Here is an 18391-nt window from a genome sequence, read left to right as displayed (position 1 = left end):
GCTGGTGTAGAAGTGGGCGCCGCCCGCCGGGTTGTAGAAGCGGTACGCCGGGATATTCCCCGGACGGGCGTCTGCCTGCACGTAATACGCAATCCCTTCGTCGGCAATGCGGGGCTCACTGCGGATGATGCCGTCGCGCTCATCCGCGCTGAGCGTGAAGCGATGCGCACCCGTCGCGCCGTTGTACAAGCGATACACCGCCAGGTGCTTGCTGACGGGAGCGGCGGCGGGAGCAGCGACGGCGGAGGAGGTGGCGGTGGCCGTGGTGGATACCGGTGGTGCGAGCCAGTTCCTCAGGGCCGCCGCGTAGGCCACGTCGAAGCGGCCGTAGTAGTCAAACGCGTTGGTCTCGAAGCAACCGCCTTGGCCGCCGTACAACATGCCGATCACCAAGTTGGCGCGATTGAAGAGCGCCGACCCACTGCTCCCGGCTGCGGTCATTCCAAGATTCCATTTCACCGTGTAGTAGTTGCCCGTGGTTCCGTCGCACTGAAACCGGGCCTTTCCATCCGCCCTGCAGGAGGTTTGTTCGAGCAGGTTGCCCAGGCTGATCTTCAGCAGGTCCCCGTGCGAATGGTGCAAGCCCGTCACCGCAGAACCCAGCGCCTGCGGACTTGCGTCCCAGCCGGCAAACAGCGCGCCCGCAGGCGGCGCTTCGTTGAGCAGGAGCAGCGCGGAGTCGGTGCTCTCCGATGCGTACAGCAACGTGGCACCGCCCAGGAGCTCGGTGGCGTCGCCCGAGAGCGTGTAGCTATTGCATGCGAACGATCGGTAGAACCAGTCCGTTTGCAGCGTATCGGCCACGGTCTGCGACGAAATGCAGTGGTTCGCGGTCAGGAAGTAGGGCGTTCCCGAAGAGAGGCTGTCGTTGAGCAGCGTTCCCGTGCACAGATAGGTATCGCCGTTCTCCGTGAAGCGCACGCGCGCCACCGCGTCGCGTTGGCCGGCCTGGGTGTCGTCGCAATTCGCGTCCTGCGCGCAGGACACCGACTTGGTCATCCAGGGCGCAAACGCGCGCGCGCCGGTCGGGGACAGCTCCTCAAAGATATGCGAGACGCGGGGGATCGCGATGTCGAGCGCAGCCTGCGCGCTGCCTGCGGGCAGCTCCAACTCCAGGGTGACCTCGTGCGCGCCGAGGTCGGGCGTCCACCAGGTCTGGCCGTCGATTCCCGCGTCGCCCGCGAGCGCCTTGCGCTCGACGCGTTGCAGCAACTCCTGGCCCGGAATCTGGAGCACCGTGCTGCGATCCGCCTGGCGATACAGGCGCAGCATGGTGCCTGCGGGCAACTGCCGGATGACGACCCCCAGGCGCAGGCCGCGCGCGCCCTCGGCCAGAAAGCTGATCGCCGCCACCTGGCCCCCGCCGCCTGTCGGCTGCCAATGCAGTTGTTCCAAGGTCTGCTGCGCCGTGCGGGTGGCCTCTGCTGCGCGCGCCAGGCCCACCCTGTGCGGCCCCCCGCCGGAATTGGCGGGAGCGATTTTCTCCTGCGCCAGCGCTCCCAGGTAGACCCGGGAAGGGGTCGGGGCCGCAGCAAGCAATTTGGGTTTCGGCCGGGCCTGGTCGGCGCTCGCGGGTTGCACCCGGGCGTCCACCCGGGTCACCGCCGGTGGGGACTGAGCAGCCGCGACGCCGCCGTTCTGGCCCGCGCCACCGCAACCGGCCAATAGCGCCGCCGCGACGACAACCGGCGGGCCCATGCGGGCCAGGAGCGGCCTCCAATGGCGCATCTTCATTTTTCCCCCCTGATTCTTATCCCGACCCAAACCGGCAGGATGCGCTATTTTGCCCAGGCTTTAAGTGCCAATTTGTTCTTGGAGAACCGGCTCGCGGAGCGATGCGATGCTATTTTTTCAGGGCGGGTTCGCTGAGCGATGCCGTGCTATCTTGCCAGGGCTTTGAGCGCCAGTTTGATCCCTTCGCTGACCCCTGTTTGCGCAGGTAACGCCCTGAGCGCCGCGCTCGCCTCCTTGTCGCTATAACCGAGCGCTTCCAGCGCCTGCTGGATGTCCGCCTGCGCGGTGCTGAGCGCGGGGCCGTGGACGGCGCCGGGATCGGCGCCCAGCTTGCCCCTGAGTTCGAGCAGCAGACGCTCCGCGGTTTTCTTGCCAATCCCCGGCACTTTCACCAGGCGCGCCGCCTCCTGCAGCGCAATCGCCTGGACCAAATCGTCGACGCCCATTCCGGAGAGGACCGCCAGCGCCGTGCGCGGCCCCACGCCCGCGATCTTGATCAGCGCGCGAAACGCCTGGCGCTCGGGCGCCGTAGCAAAGCCATACAGCAGTTGCGCGTCTTCGCGCACGATGAACTGCGTGAGCAGACTCAGGCGCTCGCCCGCCGCAGGCAGGTTGTAGAAGGTGCTCATGGGCACTTGCACCTCGTAGGCCACGCCGTGGCAGTCCAGCAGCACCTCGGGCGGATTTTTCTCCAGCAGGGTGCCGGTCAATTTGCCTATCATTGCTGTCCCATTGATGTCCTGTGGATGTCTCTCTGCCGGCGCGTGCGAAGCTGCAGCGCGCGTCTTCCCCGCCATGTTTTTGCCCGACCGGAATTATCAGCGTGATCCTGCGCCACACCTTCACCCCTCCCGACAATTCCCGGATCGTGCAGCTATGCGGCCCGGCGGACGCGCACCTGCGCAGCATCGAAGCAGCGCTGCAGGTGCGCATTGCACACCGGCACGAGCAGTTCCGGGTCGAGGGCCCCAAGGCCCGGGCCACGCAGGCCATGGCACTGCTGCAGGCGCTGTACGAGATGGCCGAGCAGCCGATCACCGAAGAGCAGCTGCAGCTCATGCTCGCCAGTGATCCCGCGCCGCCCGATGCACCCGGCGGGGACGCGATCGTGCTCAACACCCGCCGCGCCGACCTGCGCGCGCGCACGCCCACGCAGAACCTGTATCTGAAGAACATCGCCAGCCACGACATCAGCTTCGGCATCGGCCCCGCAGGCACCGGCAAGACCTACCTGGCCGTGGCCTGCGCCGTGGACGCGCTCGAGCGCAGCGCCGTGCAGCGCATCGTGCTCACCCGCCCCGCAGTCGAGGCCGGAGAGCGCCTGGGCTTTCTGCCGGGCGACTTGGCGCAGAAGGTCGACCCCTACCTGCACCCGCTGTACGACGCGCTGCACGAGCTGATGGGCTACGACAGGGTGCAAAAAGCGTTCGAACGCAACGCGCTCGTCATTGCCCCGCTGGCCTTCATGCGCGGGCGCACGCTGAACAATGCCTTCGTGATCCTGGACGAGGCGCAAAACACCACGCCCGAGCAGATGAAGATGTTCCTCACGCGCATCGGCTTTGGCGCCCGCGCCGTGGTCACGGGCGACGTGAGCCAGATCGACCTGCCCAAGGGCGCGATGAGCGGCCTCATCGACGCCGAGCACGTCCTGCGGCGCGTCCAGGGAATCGCGGTCACGCGCTTTACCAGCGCCGACGTGGTGCGCCACCCGCTGGTCGCACGCATCGTCGACGCCTACGACGCGCCGCGCCGCCGCATTTGACATGGAACACCCCCGAGTACGACCGTGCGATGCCGCCCTTGAAGCAACTCTGCCTGGCGCTGCAATTTGGCCGCTTTGACGGAGCGGCAGCGCACCGCGCGGCTCTGCCGCGCCACAGGGTGGCGCGCTGGATCCGCCACGCGCTGGCCGCCGACGCCGAGATCACCGTGCGCATCGTCGGCGCCGAAGAGGGGCGGCAGCTCAACGGCGGCTACCGGGGCCGGGACTACGCGACCAACGTGCTCACCTTTGACTACGGCCGCGCGCCCCGGGTCACGGCGGACCTGGTGCTGTGCGCGCCCATCGTCGAGAGCGAGGCGCGCGCGCAGGGCAAGCGCCTGGATGCGCACTACGCGCACATGCTGGTGCACGGCACGCTGCACGCGCAGGGCTGGGACCACGAGGGCAGCGCCGCAGACGCCGACGCCATGGAGGCCCGCGAGACGCAAATCATGCAGCAGCTGGGGTTTGCCGACCCCTACGCCTGAGCGCCGCAAGGGCCTCCTGGAATACAAAATAGAACAAACAAGGGCATTTTTCTGCTTGAGATGGTTTCGGCGTCAGCGTCCAATGGGCGCGGGTTGCACAAGGGATCGGGGGGCTTTGGCGCAGGCATCGTGGTCCCGGGTTTCGCGTGCTTTGCTGTGACCGTGCTGCGCTGGAGAAACGATGCAATCTACGTTGACGCCGCCTGGAGGCCCCGCCGTCCAGGTCCCCGTCATGGTGACCGCGGAACTGCAGGATTCGTTGCTGGTTGTAATGCACGACCTGCACCGCCTGGAGGGCCTGCTGAACCACGCCACGGACAACCTGCTCGAGCGCTTCGGCGAGGCGAACGCCGTGCTGACCGACCGGGTCGTCGCCGATTCTCCCGCACTCGTGACGGCGCGTTGCGCGCTGCGCAGCGCCGTGACCGAGTTGCAGTTCCAGGACATGGCCTCGCAGCTGATCTGGCACACCACCAAGGTCCTGCAGGGCTGCGCCTTTCGCCTGGCGTCCGAGACCATGGGCTGCGAGGAGGGCGAGGACGCTGCGCCCTTTGCCGAGATGGCGCCGGACCGGCCGAATCCGGTCACCCAAAGCGAGATGGACGCCGGGTCCGTGGACCTGTTCTGACCCGCCCTGCCCTCTGCCCATTCGAATCCGCTGGAGCCCTACATGCAATCGATTCTTGCCGTGGATGATTCCCCTTCGATGCGAAAAATGGTGTCCTTCACCCTCGCGGGTGCAGGCTATCACGTGGTCGAGGCGGTGGACGGGCAAGACGCCCTGGAAAAGGCCGAGACACACGACATCGACCTCGTGCTCGCGGACCAGAACATGCCGCGGCTCGACGGCATCGGGCTCACGCGCAAGCTGCGCGAGCACCCCAAGTTCAAAACCATTCCGATCCTGATTCTGACCACGGAGTCGAGCGATCGGATGAAGCAGGCCGGACGCACCGCCGGTGCCACTGGCTGGCTGGTCAAGCCGTTCGATCCGAATCGCCTGATCGAAGTCATCCAGAAAGTGATGCGTTGAGCGAGACCCCCCGAGTACACGGAGCCACCATGGCGCAAACCCACCCAGAAGGACCGGCCGCAAGCGCCGACTTCGACCTGAGCCAGTTCTATCAGATCTTCTTCGAGGAGGCCGGAGAGAACCTCGATCAGATGGAGCAGATGCTGCTGGACCTCGATCTGAGCCACGCCGACGACGAGGAACTCAACGGCATCTTCCGCTGCGCGCACTCGATCAAGGGCGGCTGCGCCACCTTCGGCTTCTCGGACGTGGCGGAGCTGACGCACCAGATGGAGTCCCTGCTCGACCGTCTGCGCCGCCGCGAATTGCAGCCCGTGGCCCAGATGGTGGACGTGCTCCTGGAGTCTGCCGACGCATCGCGCAGCCTGCTCGCGCGCCACCGCGCCGGCGGGCAGGGAGAGGCGGTTTCCACCGCGGACCTGGTGCTGCGCATCAGCGATCTGGCGGCCGGGGACCTTGCCGCGGACGCGCCTGCGGTCCCTGACGCGCCAGTGCCCGCTGCGCCCAAGCCGCCCACACCCGCGCTCGCCGGGCCGGTGCGCCGGATCGAAATCCGGATCGGCCCCCTGGAGCGCCTGGAGCAGGCGGACGCGATCAAGGAACTGTTTCGCGACATCCCCGGCCTGGGGAGCATGCGCGACGCGCCCAACAGTCCCGGCATGCCGCCCGACACGCGCCTTTTTACCGTCGAGACGAGCGCGACGAACGACGAGCTGCTCGACCTTTTTGCCTTCCACGTCGCCAAGGAGCAGGTGCTCATCCGCGCTGCGGGGAACGGCGCGGCGGCGGCCCCTGCCCAGCAGCAGGATGCAGAGGGGAATGCGTTCTACGGGCTGTTCCACGGTGCCCCGGGCGCGCCGCAGAGCATGGCACCTTCGGCAGCGGTGCCCCCGAAAGCGGCCGGCTCCAAGGCCGTGGTGCAAGCGCAAATGGAGTCCGCGACGATCCGTGTGGACATCAAAAAAGTCGACCAGCTCATCAATCTGGTTGGCGAACTGGTGATCACCCAGGCCATGCTCGCGCAGTGCAGCCGCGGGATCGACGCCGGCGCGTACCAGCAACTGATCGCGGGACTCGCGGATCTGGACCGCAACACGCGCGACCTGCAGGAGTCGGTGATGTCGATCCGCATGATCCCCATGTCCATCGTCTTCAGTCGCTTCCCGCGCATGCTGCGCGATTTGGCCAACCGGCTGGGCAAGAAGGTCGAATTGGTGACGCTGGGCGAGGCCACCGAGTTGGACAAGGGCCTGGTGGAAAAAATCACCGACCCGCTGACGCATCTGGTGCGCAACAGCTGCGACCATGGCATCGAGCTGCCGGCCGAGCGGATCGCCAAGGGCAAGCCGGAGCACGGAACCATCACCCTGGCGGCCTCGCACCAGGGCAGCTCGATCGTCATCGAGGTGCGCGACGACGGGCGCGGCCTGGCGCGCGCGAAGATTCTGGAAAAGGCCCGCGAGCGCGGGATCGAGCTGTCCGAGCAGATGAGCGACGCGGAGGTCTGGCAGCTGATCTTTGCCCCGGGCTTTTCCACCGCCGACGAGGTCACCGAGCTGTCCGGGCGCGGCGTGGGAATGGACGTGGTGAAACGCAATATCGCCGCGCTCAACGGCTCGGTCGAGATCGACTCCAGCGAAGGCCACGGAATGAAGGTCGCGGTGCGCCTGCCGCTGACGCTGGCGATCATGGACGGCATGTCCGTGGGGGTCGGCGACGAGGTCTATATCCTGCCGCTGTCTTCCGTCGTCGAGTCCTTCCAGGTGCACGCCAACGGCGTGAGCACGGTGGCGCAGGGCGCGCAGCTCGTCAAGGTGCGCGACGAATACATGCCCGTGGTCGCGCTGGAGAAGATTTTCCAGGTCCCCCGCTTCGACCTCGACAAGTCCGGCAGCGTCATGGTGGTGATCGAGGCCGACGGCAGCCGCGTGGCGCTGTTGGTCGACGAGCTCCTGGGCCAGCACCAGGTGGTGGTGAAGAACCTGGAGTCGAATTACCGCAAGGTCGCCAACGTGTCCGGCGCCACCATCCTGGGCGACGGCACCGTGGCGCTGATTCTGGACACGGGCGCGCTCGTGCGCCGGACGCGTCACTGACGCGCCGCTAAAGGAGAACGCAGCATGCAAGCGCTGGCCCGAACGAAAGACGCTGCGTGCCCGGACGCGCGCGAATACCTGGCGTTCCGCCTCGACCAGGAGGAGTACGGCATCGACATCCTGAAGGTGCAGGAAATCCGCGGCTACGAGCCGCCAACGCGGATCGCCAACGCGCCCGGCTTCATCAAGGGCGTGGTGAATCTGCGCGGAACCATCGTCCCCATCGTCGACATGCGCATCAAGCTCCACTGCGCGCAGGCCGACTACAACGACTTCACCGTGGTCATCATCCTGAATCTGCGCCAGCGCGTGGTCGGCATCGTCGTCGATTCCGTGAGCGACGTGATGGACCTCGCGTCCGACAGCATCCGCCCGGCGCCGGACGTGGAGAGCGCGATCGAAAACGGCTGCATCCTCGGCCTGGGTTCGGTGGACGAGCGCATGCTGATCCTGCTGGACATCGAAAAACTCATGGCCAGCGCAGACATGGAGCTGGTCGCGGCGAATGAATGACCGGGACGCAGCCGCACCGGGCGCAGAGAACAGACGCAGCGGACCTTTTGGAACAAACGACATTCCCCGTCGGACGATCAACATGGACCTCCCCGGCAACGCCCTGTTTCATCCCCGGTCCGTCGCACCCGGGAACGCACCGGCGCAGGCCACGGCACGCACGCGCCCCCCGCTGGGCCAGGGGCTGGAATTCGTCTGGACCGACGCCGACTTTGCGCGCGTGCAGACGCTGATCTACCGCCATGCGGGAATCAGCCTGCAAGACGGCAAGAACGCCATGGTCTACAGCCGGCTCTCGCGGCGCCTGCGCGACACCGGGCACAGCAGCTTTCACGACTACCTGGGCTGGCTGGAAGCGCACGATGGCCCCGAGTGGCAGGAGTTCGTGAACGCGCTCACCACCAACCTCACCGCATTCTTTCGCGAGCAGCACCATTTCGACATCCTTGCCGCGCACCTGCGTTCCGCCCCGTCGGCGCGCTGGCGCGTCTGGTGCAACGCCGCGTCCACGGGCGAAGAGGCGTACTCGATCGCCATGACGGCTTTCGAGACGCTCGGCCCCCATGCCGCGTTCAAGCTCACGGCGAGCGACATTGACTCGCGCGTGCTCGCCACTGCGGCGCAGGGGTGTATCGGCTCGAGGGCCTCAAGGGCCTGAGCCCCGCGCGGCTGCACAAGTTCTTCCTGCGCGGCAAGGGCGCGAACGCGGGGCTGGTGTGCGCCAAGCCCGAATTGCGCCGCGCCATCGAATTCCTGAGCGTGAACCTGATTCGCGACGACTGGCCGTTCCAGGAGCCCTTCGACGCGATTTTTTGTCGCAACGTGATGATTTACTTCGACGCACCCACGCAGAGACGGGTGCTCGAGAGAATCCACCGCGTGCTCAAACCGGCAGGCATGCTGTTCGTCGGGCATGCCGAAAACTTCAGCGCGTCCCGCGACCTCTTCGCGTTGCGCGGCAAGACGGTGTACGAACGCCGCTGACCCGCGCATGCCGTCCTCAGGCAGCCCCCATGACCACCATCCACACAGGCCCCGGCGAGCGGCGCCGCGCGCCCCGGATCGCGCCCCTGAGCGCGGACCTCCAGTCCTCTGGTGCAGGGCCCGCGCGCATCGCGTCGTTGCCGCAGCTCAAGGCGCGCGGCCGCAGACCCGGAGAGGCCAGCTTCTTCTATCTGGACGTGCACTTTCAGCACAGCGCGGCGAAGGTTCTGCCGGGCGAGTATTTCGTCTCCGACGAAAGCATGATCATCATGACGGTGCTCGGCTCGTGCATTGCCGCCTGCCTGTGGGACAGCCGCGCGCACGTGGGCGGAATGAACCATTTCATGCTCCCTGACGGCGACCTGGCCGACGCATCGGGGCGCTACGGCTCCTACGCGATGGAACTGCTGATCAACGAAATGCTGAAACTCGGGGCGCGCCGGGAAACCATGCAGGCAAAGATTTTTGGCGGCGCGCAGGTGATGCACAAGTTCACGACCATGAACGTGGGAGAGCGCAATACCCAGTTCGTCCTGAACTACCTGCATACGGAGCGCATTCCCATCGTCTCCGAGGACGTGCTCGACATCTATCCACGCAAGGTCGTTTTCTTCCCCGTCACCGGCAAGGCCATGGTCAAGCGTCTGGCGCATGCGCACCCCGAGACGCTGGCGGCGCAAGAGGTGCAGGGCAACGCCGCCACGGTGGCCAAGAGCACCTCCGGGGGGTCCGTGGATCTGTTTTGAGGAAGGCGACGAATGCACAGGAAGATCCGGGTGCTCGTGGTCGACGATTCGGCGCTGGTGCGCAGCCTGCTGTCCGAGATCGTCAACCGGCAGCGCGACATGGAGTGCATTGGCGCGGCGCACGATCCCCTGGTGGCGCGCGAGATGATCCGCGCGCTCGCCCCGGATGTCCTGACGCTCGACGTCGAGATGCCGCGCATGGACGGAATCGACTTCCTGGAGCGCCTCATCCGCCTGCGCCCGATGCCCGTGGTGATGATCTCCACGCTCACGCAGCACGGCGCCGAGGTCACCCTCAGGGCGCTGGAACTGGGCGCCGTGGACTTCGTTGCCAAGCCGCGCATCGGCCTGGCGGGCGGACTCGAGGCGCTGGCCGCGCAGATCGTGGAGAAGATCCGCGTCGCCGCGGTGGCGCAGGTGCGCCGGGCGCCTGCGCACCAGACCCCATGCGGGCCGGCGCCCGCGCTGCTGGGCCACCTGGCGACGGAAAAGCTCATCTGCATCGGCGCCTCCACCGGGGGCACCGAGGCCATCCGGGAACTGCTGGTGCAACTGCCGGCGGACTCCCCGGCGATCGCCATCACCCAGCACATGCCGCCGGGCTTTACCACGAGCTTCGCGGCGCGCCTGAACGGGCTGTGCCGGATAACGGTCAGGGAAGCAACGCATGGCGAACGCATACTGCCCGGCCACGCCTACATCGCCCCCGGAGGCAGCCAGTTCCATGTGGCGCGCAGCGGCGCCAACTATGTGGCGCAGGTCGACGACGGCCCGGCGGTGAACCGCCACAAGCCCTCCGTGGAAGTGCTCTTCAAGTCAGCAGCCGCCGTCGTGGGACGCAACGCCTTCGGCATCATGCTCACCGGAATGGGCAACGACGGCGCCGCCGCAATGCGCGAGATGCGCGACGCGGGCAGCTACAACTACGTGCAGGACGAGGCCAGCAGCATCGTCTTCGGCATGCCGCGCGAGGCCATCGCGCATGGCGCCGCCGACGAGGTCCTGCCGCTGGGCCAGATCGCTGCGGCGCTGATTGCGCGCCTGCGCACGACCACGGACCGGCTGCACCACCGCATCTGACGGGCGTCAACGGGCCGTAGGCCGAAAAACATCCTGTCACCAAAAAGCCGGACATCCCGCCGCGCCACATTGGTGCGCGCCGCGCTGCCGCGCTGCGCACCAAGGCACAATGCCGGGATGAACATCGTGATCCTCGACGATTACCAGGACGCAGTGCGCAAGCTGCGCTGCGCCTGCCGGCTCGACGCGTACACCACCAAGGTCTATACCAACACCGTCAAGGGGCTGGGTCAGCTCTCCGCGCGGCTCAAGGACGCCGACATCATCGTGCTCATCCACGAGCGCACGCACATCACGCGCCAGTTGGTGGAAAAGCTCCCGCGGCTCAAGCTGATCGCCCAAACCGGCAGGCTGGGCAGCCACGTGGACGTGGCGGCATGCACGAAGCGCGGCATTGCGGTCGCCGAAAGCGTGGGCTCCCCGGTGGCTCCGGCAGAGCTTGCCTGGTCCTTGGTCATGGCAGCCATGCGCCGACTGCCGCAGTACATCGCCAGCCTCAAGCACGGCGCCTGGCAGCAATCGGGCCTGAAGACCGCGTCCATGCCAACCAACTTCGGCATTGGCAGCGTGCTGCGCGGCAAGACGCTGGGCATCTGGGGCTACGGCCGCGTCGGCCAGATCGTTGCCGGCTATGGCCGGGCATTTGGCATGCAGGTGTGCGTCTGGGGCCGCGAGGCCTCGCGCACGCAGGCGCTCGCGGACGGCTACCAGGCCGCAGAAACGCGCGCGGATTTCTTCTCGCAATGCGACGTCATCTCGCTGCACCTGCGCCTGAACGACGAGACGCGCGCGATCATCTCGCTCGAAGACCTCTCGCGCATGCCGCCCACGTCGCTGCTGGTGAATACCTCGCGCGCCGAACTGATCGAGCCGGACGCGCTGATCTCGGCGCTCAACCGCGGCCGCCCGGGCATCGCCGCGGTGGACGTGTTCGAGAGCGAACCCATCCTGCAGGGCCACGCGCTGCTGCGGCTGGAAAACTGCATCTGCACGCCGCACATCGGCTACGTCGAGCAGGAAAGCTACGAAATGTACTTTGGCGCAGCGTTCGACAGCGTGGTGAATTTCATCAAGGGAACGCCGACAAGCATCGTCAACCCCGGCGCGCTTCAGGTGCGGCGCTGACGGGCGCCTGCCCTGCGGTGGACAGCGGCCTTTGCATTGTGGTGAGACGGGGGCGCTGCTTTCAGCCCCTGCCAAGGCTGGCCCGGATATCCGCGGCAAGACGCATCGCCTGCACCTTCTCGAGATTCGAGATGGTGAGCCGCAGTCCATGCGCCATTGCGCGCACACGGAACCCGTCACCGCTGCGAACCAGCCAGCCGCGCTGAGCCAATGCGAAAACCACGGGCTGACTCTCCCGTTCCAGGGGCAACCATACGTTGAGGCCATCTGCCGGTCCGGCAGTCGCCAGCCCTTGGTCGGTCAGCGCAGAAACGATCCAGTCGCGCCGCCGCGCATAGTCCTCCCGCGCCTGCGTGAGACGCGCGCCAAACCCTGCGTCAAATAGACAGGCTTGCACGATACCCTGCAGCACATGGCTAACCCAGGTCGTCCCCGAGGCCAGGCGCAGCCGCAGTCCCGATGCAGTCTGCGGGTCGCTGGCCACGAATGCCATGCGCAGGTCCGGTCCCAGCGCTTTGGAGACTGAGCGCACAAGTGCCCAGCGCTGGGTCGAGACGGGAATCGGAGAGTGATAGTCACCGACGGACAGCAGTGCGAAATGGTCATCCGCGATGACCAACCGGTGCGGATAGCGTTCAAGCACGGCCCGGATCGACTGCGCCCGCTGCGCACTCAGGCTGCAGCCGGTCGGGTTGTGCGCACGCGGCGTCAGGATGACCGCCTGGGCCCCTGCGCAGAGCGCCTCCTCCAGCGCATCGGCACGCATGCCCTCGGCGTCCACAGCCACGCCGAGGACTTGCAGGCCGCTGGTACGCAGCGTGTTGATGCTGCTGAGAAAGCAGGGATCTTCCACCACCACCCGGTCCCCCGCCACCAAGTGCGCAGCCAAGAGCCGCTCGATGGCATCCACGGCCCCCCAGGTGAGTTCGATCTCGTCCGTCGCGGGGCAATCACCCGCAAACCACTGGCGCGCATACGCAGCGAGTTCCGATGCCACCGTCGGCTCTCCATAAAGCCGGGGCCGATAGCTCGCCCGGGCGAATGCCGTCGTGATGTCCGGCAACCATGCAGGATTCGGATTCCCGCTGGCGACATCGGCCAGAGATGTATCGAAAGCGGTTCCCTCCTGCTCACCCAGGACGGTGGGTTCGCGGATAACGGTACCCAGGCGCCCTTGCGCAAGCGCAATGCCCGTTGTGACCAAGCGCTTGTAGGCCGCTGCAACCGTGTTGTGGTTGACCTCGAGCGCTACCGCCAAGTCTCGCACCGGGGGCAGGGCCTGACCGGGTTTCAGGCTTCCTGACTGGGTGAGCAGGCGCACGCTGTCGAAGATCTCCGCCGCTGTTTTTCCAATGATCCGCATTTGTACTAGATCAAACTTTCAATTGGCATAGGTATATGTTACGCTGCGGCGCATGACCCGTACAGTACAGCGCTCCCCTGCCGAGGAAACGGCTGACCCTTCGCGCTACCCGCAAGCGCTGACGGTGGCAGACTTTCGCCGCAATCTGGCCGAGGTGCACGGCCGCATTGATCGCGCCTGCCAGCGCGCAGGCCGCGACCCCGCCACAGTGCGGTTGCTGCCCGTCAGCAAGACCGTCGATGAGGCGCGTATCCGCCTGTCCTATGAAGCTGGCTGCCGGGAGTTGGGCGAAAACAAGGTCCAGGAGGCGCACGGCAAATGGAAGGCCATGGCCGATTTGACCGGCCTGCGCTGGTCCGTGATCGGCCACCTTCAGACGAACAAGGCGAAACTGGTTGCGCAGTTCGCATCGGAATTCCAAGCACTCGACAGCTTGCGTGTGGCCGAGGTGCTGGAGCGGCGCCTGCAGGCGGAGGGCCGCGGCCTGGACGTGTTCGTTCAAGTCAACACGTCCGGCGAAGCCAGCAAGTACGGCCTGCCTCCCGAGGAGGTCGTGCGCTTCGTGCGCGAACTGGCCGCTTACCCGGCCTTGCAGGTGCGCGGCCTGATGACGCTGGCCCTACTGTCGCCGGAAAACGCGCGCGTGCGACCGTGCTTTGCGCTGCTCAGGACACTGCGGGATCGCCTCCAGGCAGAGGTCCCCCATGGGAACAGGATCACCGAACTGTCAATGGGCATGTCCGGCGACTTCGAAACCGCTATCGACGAAGGAGCAACCGTGGTTCGTGTGGGGCAAGCCATCTACGGGGCGCGTGCCTTGCCCGACAACCATTTCTGGCCGGCTGCTGCATAGGTAGCACGCTGGTGCCCCCCCCCGATCACCCATCTGCCAGCCCCATCGGGCCCGGCCTCGGAGTTGCCAACAGTAAAATCAAAGTAACTCAATCGGTGAGAAACTGTAATTCATCTGCAAGGATATTTAACAATGGAACAATTTGACTCAGGAACTGATGACATCGTCCGCAACATGTTGAGAAAGCTATCAGCGCTCTGGAAAACACGGGCCGCAGTCAACCAGAAACTGCCCGATTACTGGAGTCTGGCATTCGACCCATCCAAGAAGGACTTCAGTATCTCTCTGCTCCCATTCCGGAACCATCAAGCATGGTTGGAGGCTTCCGACGATCTTCAGTCTAAATGTATCTCCTATGCCTGGGGCATCTATAACCTGAAGACCATCTACATTGAGTGCAACGTAGTGACGCCGGCTTGCGAAGATATTCATCAAGACTCCGCCACCCAATGTAAATCGCACGCTGCTGCAGGACGTGGTATCTGAAGTGCTCCTGGACGAGGCCTTGCACACCCGCATGTCGATCATGGCATGCAATTACATCTACGACATGCGAGGGGTTCCTCCCCTGGACTTTGCAGACTTCAACCTAGTCCATTGGCGTGATCGGCTGCTGGCCGAGTGTGGGGCGGAGTGGGAACGCAGACTGACGCGCTTCGCTATTGCATCTGCTAGCGAAACGCTCATCACGGACTATTTGAAGATAATGGCCGAGGACAGCTCAATTCAGGCCATCTGCCATGAGGTCACGCGAACGCATGCGATGGACGAGTGGGCTCATTCAAGTGCGTTCAGTTTCGTGGCCACAGACATCGTCCAAGGACTCAGTTACAAAGAACGCGAGTACTTGCGGTCAACCATTCTCAAGACGGTACAGATGTTTGCCAACAACGAACTGAATGCCTGGGCGGCAGTGTTCTCCTCGCTGAGTTTTCCGCATGCCCAAGACATCCTGCATGACATCGGTGACAGCAATGAGATCGGCGTCTACACCAACTCGGTGGAGAATCTGATCGATCGAATTGGTCTTGCTCGCCAACCCTACGCCGAACATCAGGACGTCCGTGTATGAATTGCCCTGTCCAAGCGCGTTGCGAGCGAGTGAATCCAGAAGCTGGTAACGTAAAAGTCTTCACGCTGCGAACGCAAGGCGCGCATGCCGGATTCCTGAGTAATTTGCGCCCCGGTGGGCATGTCGCCATTCACTTCCCCGATGTTTCTGGAAAGCTTCAACAGCGACTTTACTCGATTATCCGAAAAGAAGCACCGGACCTGTTCGAGATCGCGGTGAAGCGTTCCGGGCGTAATGGCGTCTCGGATCACCTGCACCACAGTTTTCAAGAGGGCTCGACTCTCTCGCTTCAATATGGGGCTGGGGAGATCACGGTAGAGTCGGTGATCGACCGCCAACACATCGCCATGATTGCAGGAGGCATAGGTATCACCGTGCCAATTGCATTGATTCGAGAACTGGTAGGTCTATCGCGTAATGGCAGGCCCATTCCTGACGTCGTGCTGTTGCTGTGTGTACCGCGAATCGCGGACATACCATTCTTGCATGAACTGCTGACATTGGATCTGACCACGACATGGTTCACCTTCCACGTATTCATCACGCGGGAAGCCGTGCAGACCAGTGATCACTTCCTGCCCGGTCGCCCCTCCGAGGAGTCCCTTCATCTCCTGGGCCAGCCCCAAGCGGTGGTGATCTGTGGAAGCCACGCCTTCGCACAGGGTCTCGAAGAACAATCGGCTAAACGCTTCCCTAAAGCCGACCTGTTAATTGAGTCTTTCACCCCGCCGACGGCCCCAAGAACTGCCGTTCTACAACAAGATGATGCAACGAGTCTTGTTCGTCTTCACATCGCTGACAGCGACAGGGTTCTTGAAATGTCGCCCGGGAGAAGTCTGCTGGAATTGCTGGAGTCCGCCCGCGTTCCGATTCGCAGCCAGTGCCGCTCTGGAGTCTGCGGCAGTTGCCGACTCAAGGTCTCTGCCGGCGAGTGTCGGTTTGAGCCGGACTTCTGCCTCAGCGACAAGGACAAGCGCAATGGTTATGCACTGGCATGCTGCACCTTCCCGCTGTCGGGAAACATTACCGTCAGACTAAATCCGACTGTATGAGCCCTCTGAATCTCAATCACCACCCTGGAACTCTCATGAAAACAGCGATTGCACTGCGCCACATTCATTTTGAGGACGTTGGTACCCTCGATACCGTGATGCTCGAGCACGGCTATGAACTGCGCTACATCGACCCCACGCTGGAAAAGCTCGACGAGCCTGCGCTGCACCGGGCGGATTTGTTGATCGTGCTGGGAGGCCCCATTGGGGCCTGCGACGAGCAGGTCTATCCCTTTCTGGAACCGGAACTGGCCGTGGTCCGCCAGCGCCTGGAAACCGGCCGCCCCTTGCTGGGTATCTGCCTGGGCGCCCAGCTGATCGCAAGAGCCCGGGGGGCCAAGGTGTATCCACTGGGTATCAAGGAAATCGGCTTCTCTCCTCTTGCGCTGACGCCGGCCGGCCAGGACTCCGTACTGGCCGGGCTTGGCGATACGGAAGTCCTGCATTGGCATGGCGACCAGTTCGACATACCGGACGGCGCGGTCCGGCTGGCCAGCACGCCGGCGGGCGCGAATCAGGCATTCTCGATCGGACCAAACGTGCTGGGCCTGCAATTCCATCTGGAGGCCGATGCGCGCACGCTCGAACGGTGGCTGGTCGGCCACGCCAGCGAATTGGGGCAGGCCGGCGTTGACCCACGCGCTTTGCGCGCCGACGCGGCACGGTTTGGAGAGCGCTTGGCGGGTGCTGCACGCCGGGTCATTTCCGATTGGCTGCACAACTTGGAAGCGGGTCCTGGTCATGGCACTGCGGCTCTCCAGCATCCATGATGCGCAGGCCTACGCCGAAGGCGTTTTTCGCTCCAGGCTGGGTCCGCCGCAGGGAACGTCGGTGCTTCCCAATAGCCGCAACTTCCTGTTTCGCATGGAAGACTGTCAGGGGCGTGCGTATGTCGTGAAGGTTTATGCGCAAACCTCGGAGTTGATCGGCAACTGCGAGCAAGTGGCCTACACGCATCTAGAGCTATCAAGCGACATCGTTGAAGCTGCGGTTGCAGGCGTCGCATCTACAAAAATGTGCATTAAGCGGATCACGTGGCCTGCCGGCCCTTGAACAAGAGCGCCCGTGTGCATGGACAAGGCATCAGCATGAGAGTCCAACTCATCCAATTTTGCTACCTCACCAAATGTGGCACGAATGCGTGCATCAATGCTCTCCACCACGGTAGCTGCCGGAAGTTTCAGTACGTAACCGAGCATCATTCCCCAGTGGTGACCGCTCGCATATTGTCCCGAGACGAAACGACTGACGCCTTGGGTCACATAGCGTTGATTCAGTGTCGGCTCACCGCTTCCCACCCGCTTGCATTCAACACCGATATAGGCATCCTCGTCTCCGAATTGATGCAAGAAGCGAAGAATGATGTCGATCCTGCCAAGTACCTCGGGATCGTCATTGCTCAAATCAAGCAGTTCAAATTCCCCTGATATCTCAATATTCGAGAGACCGAGCTCTTTTTTCAACCGCCGCATTGCCTTCCTTGCATGGATCGTGATCGGCACCTCCAGCATCCCCGGTGTTATATGCGGTCTGGCAGCGGCAACGCCTCGGCACAACAAATCCACCACAGTAGCGAGCTGATCTTCGGAAAGATCAAAAGAAGGTCGCCCTACGGGCAAGTCAGGCGACAGCTGCATGGAGTCCCTTGATCCAATGATCGGCCAAAATGGCATCTCCGTCGTTTAGACCCGTCGTCCGTGTCCAATATCGCACTTCGGAAGGCTTCAAAATAAAAAGTGTGTTGTCGTCGTAAATCCGAAGCTGCCGACGCTCGTTGAGATACGGAGGAACTTCCGAACTGACCTGTCCACGGAAGAGTGCGGAGAGGCGATTCATCTCCGCATCGCTTCCTCGATGTACGCAAGGCGCGTCCGCAGGCGCGCCAGCCACCATGGAAAATCTGACCGCATCCACACCAGGTGTTCCATCGACGGCGTTTCCAACGGCGATATGCCGAGGATAAATAACGGCCTCCAGATGCCTTTTTCCACGTGCACGCAGATAAGCATTGACCGTTCGTACAACTTCACCCGCATAGGCCGTGAGGTCTTCAGAGGAAGGGCGTTTGACAAGCGTCATACGCTCCCCTCGGCCTTCAAACAAAAGTGAGCGGGCTCGTTGGACACCGTCGCTTGCGACAACCTCCTCGTCGCGGTCCAGGCCATACAGGTCGCACACGGCGTGGTCCAGCGCCGCGATCAATTCGGTATCGTTGGGGGCAGCCGAAACGGCAGCTTCAGCCGATAGAACCGCCTCCAACAGGGTATTATCAACCTCACCCAGATCCGGTATCCGCAACACAAGCAGATCGTTCGGTTCGACGGTGGGGCGCTCCAGTCCCCATGCGCCTCCACCAAGAGCAAGCTGAAAAGCGGTGAGGCTCGAATTCAAAATGGCTGAGAGCACCCGGGCCCCAGCCACCTCCTTGCCTGCGAACGAAATGCCATAAAAGCTCTCATTGAAGAGAACGCTTTTCTCACAAACTAC

The 18391-nt window shown here is 64.0% G+C and carries 19 protein-coding genes and 1 pseudogene; 15 read left to right on the top strand and 5 right to left on the bottom strand.

All coding sequences use genetic code 11. From position 1 onward, the window contains the following. A partial coding sequence (locus tag VTU_RS27080; protein ID WP_169315394.1) for a trypsin-like serine protease occupies positions 1-1698 on the bottom strand: 1698 nt, incomplete at its 3' end. A gap of 182 nt (positions 1699-1880) precedes the next feature. Continuing rightward, complete coding sequence (gene ruvA, locus VTU_RS0112360) at positions 1881-2456, bottom strand: Holliday junction branch migration protein RuvA (protein WP_010104593.1); 576 nt, start codon at positions 2454-2456, stop codon at positions 1881-1883. Positions 2457-2557: 101 nt separating this feature from the next. On the opposite strand from ruvA, the gene VTU_RS0112355 reads away from it, so the two are divergent. From VTU_RS0112355 to VTU_RS0112310, 10 genes and pseudogenes are all read left to right on the top strand, one after another. Then, positions 2558-3499, top strand: coding sequence for a PhoH family protein (locus tag VTU_RS0112355; RefSeq protein WP_010104591.1), 942 nt, complete (start codon positions 2558-2560; stop codon positions 3497-3499). A 29-nt stretch (positions 3500-3528) separates the two neighbouring features. Beyond that, the gene (ybeY, locus tag VTU_RS0112350) at positions 3529-3987 is read left to right on the top strand and encodes an rRNA maturation RNase YbeY (RefSeq protein WP_010104589.1); all 459 of its coding nucleotides are present in this window, start codon (positions 3529-3531) and stop codon (positions 3985-3987) included. 181 nt (positions 3988-4168) lie between these two features. After that, entirely contained in the window at positions 4169-4615 is a 447-nt protein-coding gene (locus tag VTU_RS0112345) for a hypothetical protein (protein ID WP_010104588.1), read from the top strand. A 42-nt stretch (positions 4616-4657) separates the two neighbouring features. Next, positions 4658-5020, top strand: a complete 363-nt coding sequence (locus VTU_RS0112340) for a response regulator (RefSeq protein ID WP_010104587.1) — start codon at positions 4658-4660, stop codon at positions 5018-5020. A gap of 29 nt (positions 5021-5049) precedes the next feature. Then, positions 5050-7116, top strand: a complete 2067-nt coding sequence (locus VTU_RS0112335) for a chemotaxis protein CheA (RefSeq protein WP_010104585.1) — start codon at positions 5050-5052, stop codon at positions 7114-7116. A 24-nt stretch (positions 7117-7140) separates the two neighbouring features. After that, positions 7141-7629, top strand: coding sequence for a chemotaxis protein CheW (locus VTU_RS0112330; protein WP_010104583.1), 489 nt, complete (start codon positions 7141-7143; stop codon positions 7627-7629). 82 nt (positions 7630-7711) lie between these two features. Next, positions 7712-8613: pseudogene (locus tag VTU_RS27075) on the top strand (CheR family methyltransferase). Positions 8614-8642: 29 nt separating this feature from the next. Continuing rightward, positions 8643-9359, top strand: a complete 717-nt coding sequence (gene cheD / locus VTU_RS0112320; RefSeq protein WP_010104580.1) for a chemoreceptor glutamine deamidase CheD — start codon at positions 8643-8645, stop codon at positions 9357-9359. A gap of 12 nt (positions 9360-9371) precedes the next feature. Next, positions 9372-10439: a protein-glutamate methylesterase/protein-glutamine glutaminase gene (locus tag VTU_RS0112315; RefSeq protein WP_010104579.1), complete on the top strand. Its 1068-nt coding sequence runs from the start codon at positions 9372-9374 to the stop codon at positions 10437-10439. Positions 10440-10556: 117 nt separating this feature from the next. Then, positions 10557-11564, top strand: coding sequence for a D-2-hydroxyacid dehydrogenase family protein (locus tag VTU_RS0112310; RefSeq protein ID WP_010104578.1), 1008 nt, complete (start codon positions 10557-10559; stop codon positions 11562-11564). A 61-nt stretch (positions 11565-11625) separates the two neighbouring features. Here the strand turns inward: VTU_RS0112310 and ptsJ are convergent, their stop codons facing one another. Beyond that, complete coding sequence (gene ptsJ / locus VTU_RS0112305) at positions 11626-12927, bottom strand: MocR-like B6 salvage transcription factor PtsJ (RefSeq protein ID WP_010104577.1); 1302 nt, start codon at positions 12925-12927, stop codon at positions 11626-11628. Positions 12928-12979: 52 nt separating this feature from the next. Here ptsJ and VTU_RS0112300 point away from each other — a divergent pair, with 52 nt between their 5' ends. The 5 genes from VTU_RS0112300 to VTU_RS0112280 all read left to right on the top strand — a co-directional run bounded on the left by VTU_RS0112300 (position 12980) and on the right by VTU_RS0112280 (position 16674). Beyond that, positions 12980-13780 (top strand): YggS family pyridoxal phosphate-dependent enzyme, encoded by an 801-nt coding sequence (locus VTU_RS0112300; RefSeq protein ID WP_029554353.1) that lies wholly within the window; start codon positions 12980-12982, stop codon positions 13778-13780. Positions 13781-13912: 132 nt separating this feature from the next. Further along, the gene (locus tag VTU_RS34845) at positions 13913-14266 is read left to right on the top strand and encodes a diiron oxygenase (RefSeq protein ID WP_236610729.1); all 354 of its coding nucleotides are present in this window, start codon (positions 13913-13915) and stop codon (positions 14264-14266) included. After that, on the top strand, positions 14256-14852 hold the full coding sequence (locus VTU_RS34840; protein WP_236610728.1) for a diiron oxygenase: 597 nt from the start codon (positions 14256-14258) through the stop codon (positions 14850-14852). Before VTU_RS34845 ends, VTU_RS34840 begins: the two co-directional genes overlap by 11 nt. Then, the gene (locus VTU_RS31555; RefSeq protein WP_081479811.1) at positions 14849-15904 is read left to right on the top strand and encodes a 2Fe-2S iron-sulfur cluster-binding protein; all 1056 of its coding nucleotides are present in this window, start codon (positions 14849-14851) and stop codon (positions 15902-15904) included. The genes VTU_RS34840 and VTU_RS31555 overlap by 4 nt, the downstream gene beginning before the upstream one ends. 35 nt (positions 15905-15939) lie before the next feature. After that, positions 15940-16674, top strand: coding sequence for a glutamine amidotransferase (locus VTU_RS0112280; RefSeq protein ID WP_010104573.1), 735 nt, complete (start codon positions 15940-15942; stop codon positions 16672-16674). A gap of 177 nt (positions 16675-16851) precedes the next feature. Here the strand turns inward: VTU_RS0112280 and VTU_RS31550 are convergent, their stop codons facing one another. Then, positions 16852-17541, bottom strand: a complete 690-nt coding sequence (locus VTU_RS31550) for a hypothetical protein (protein ID WP_081479810.1) — start codon at positions 17539-17541, stop codon at positions 16852-16854. Then, complete coding sequence (locus tag VTU_RS34430) at positions 17525-18295, bottom strand: hypothetical protein (RefSeq protein WP_201766137.1); 771 nt, start codon at positions 18293-18295, stop codon at positions 17525-17527. Before VTU_RS34430 ends, VTU_RS31550 begins: the two co-directional genes overlap by 17 nt. Positions 18296-18391 lie beyond the last annotated feature (96 nt).

It is taken from the genome of Verminephrobacter aporrectodeae subsp. tuberculatae At4 (assembly GCF_000193225.1).
GTDB classification, from domain to species: domain Bacteria; phylum Pseudomonadota; class Gammaproteobacteria; order Burkholderiales; family Burkholderiaceae_C; genus Acidovorax; species Acidovorax aporrectodeae.
The sequence above is the reverse complement of the archived record's forward strand: the minus strand, read 5'-3'. Positions and strand labels throughout refer to the sequence as shown.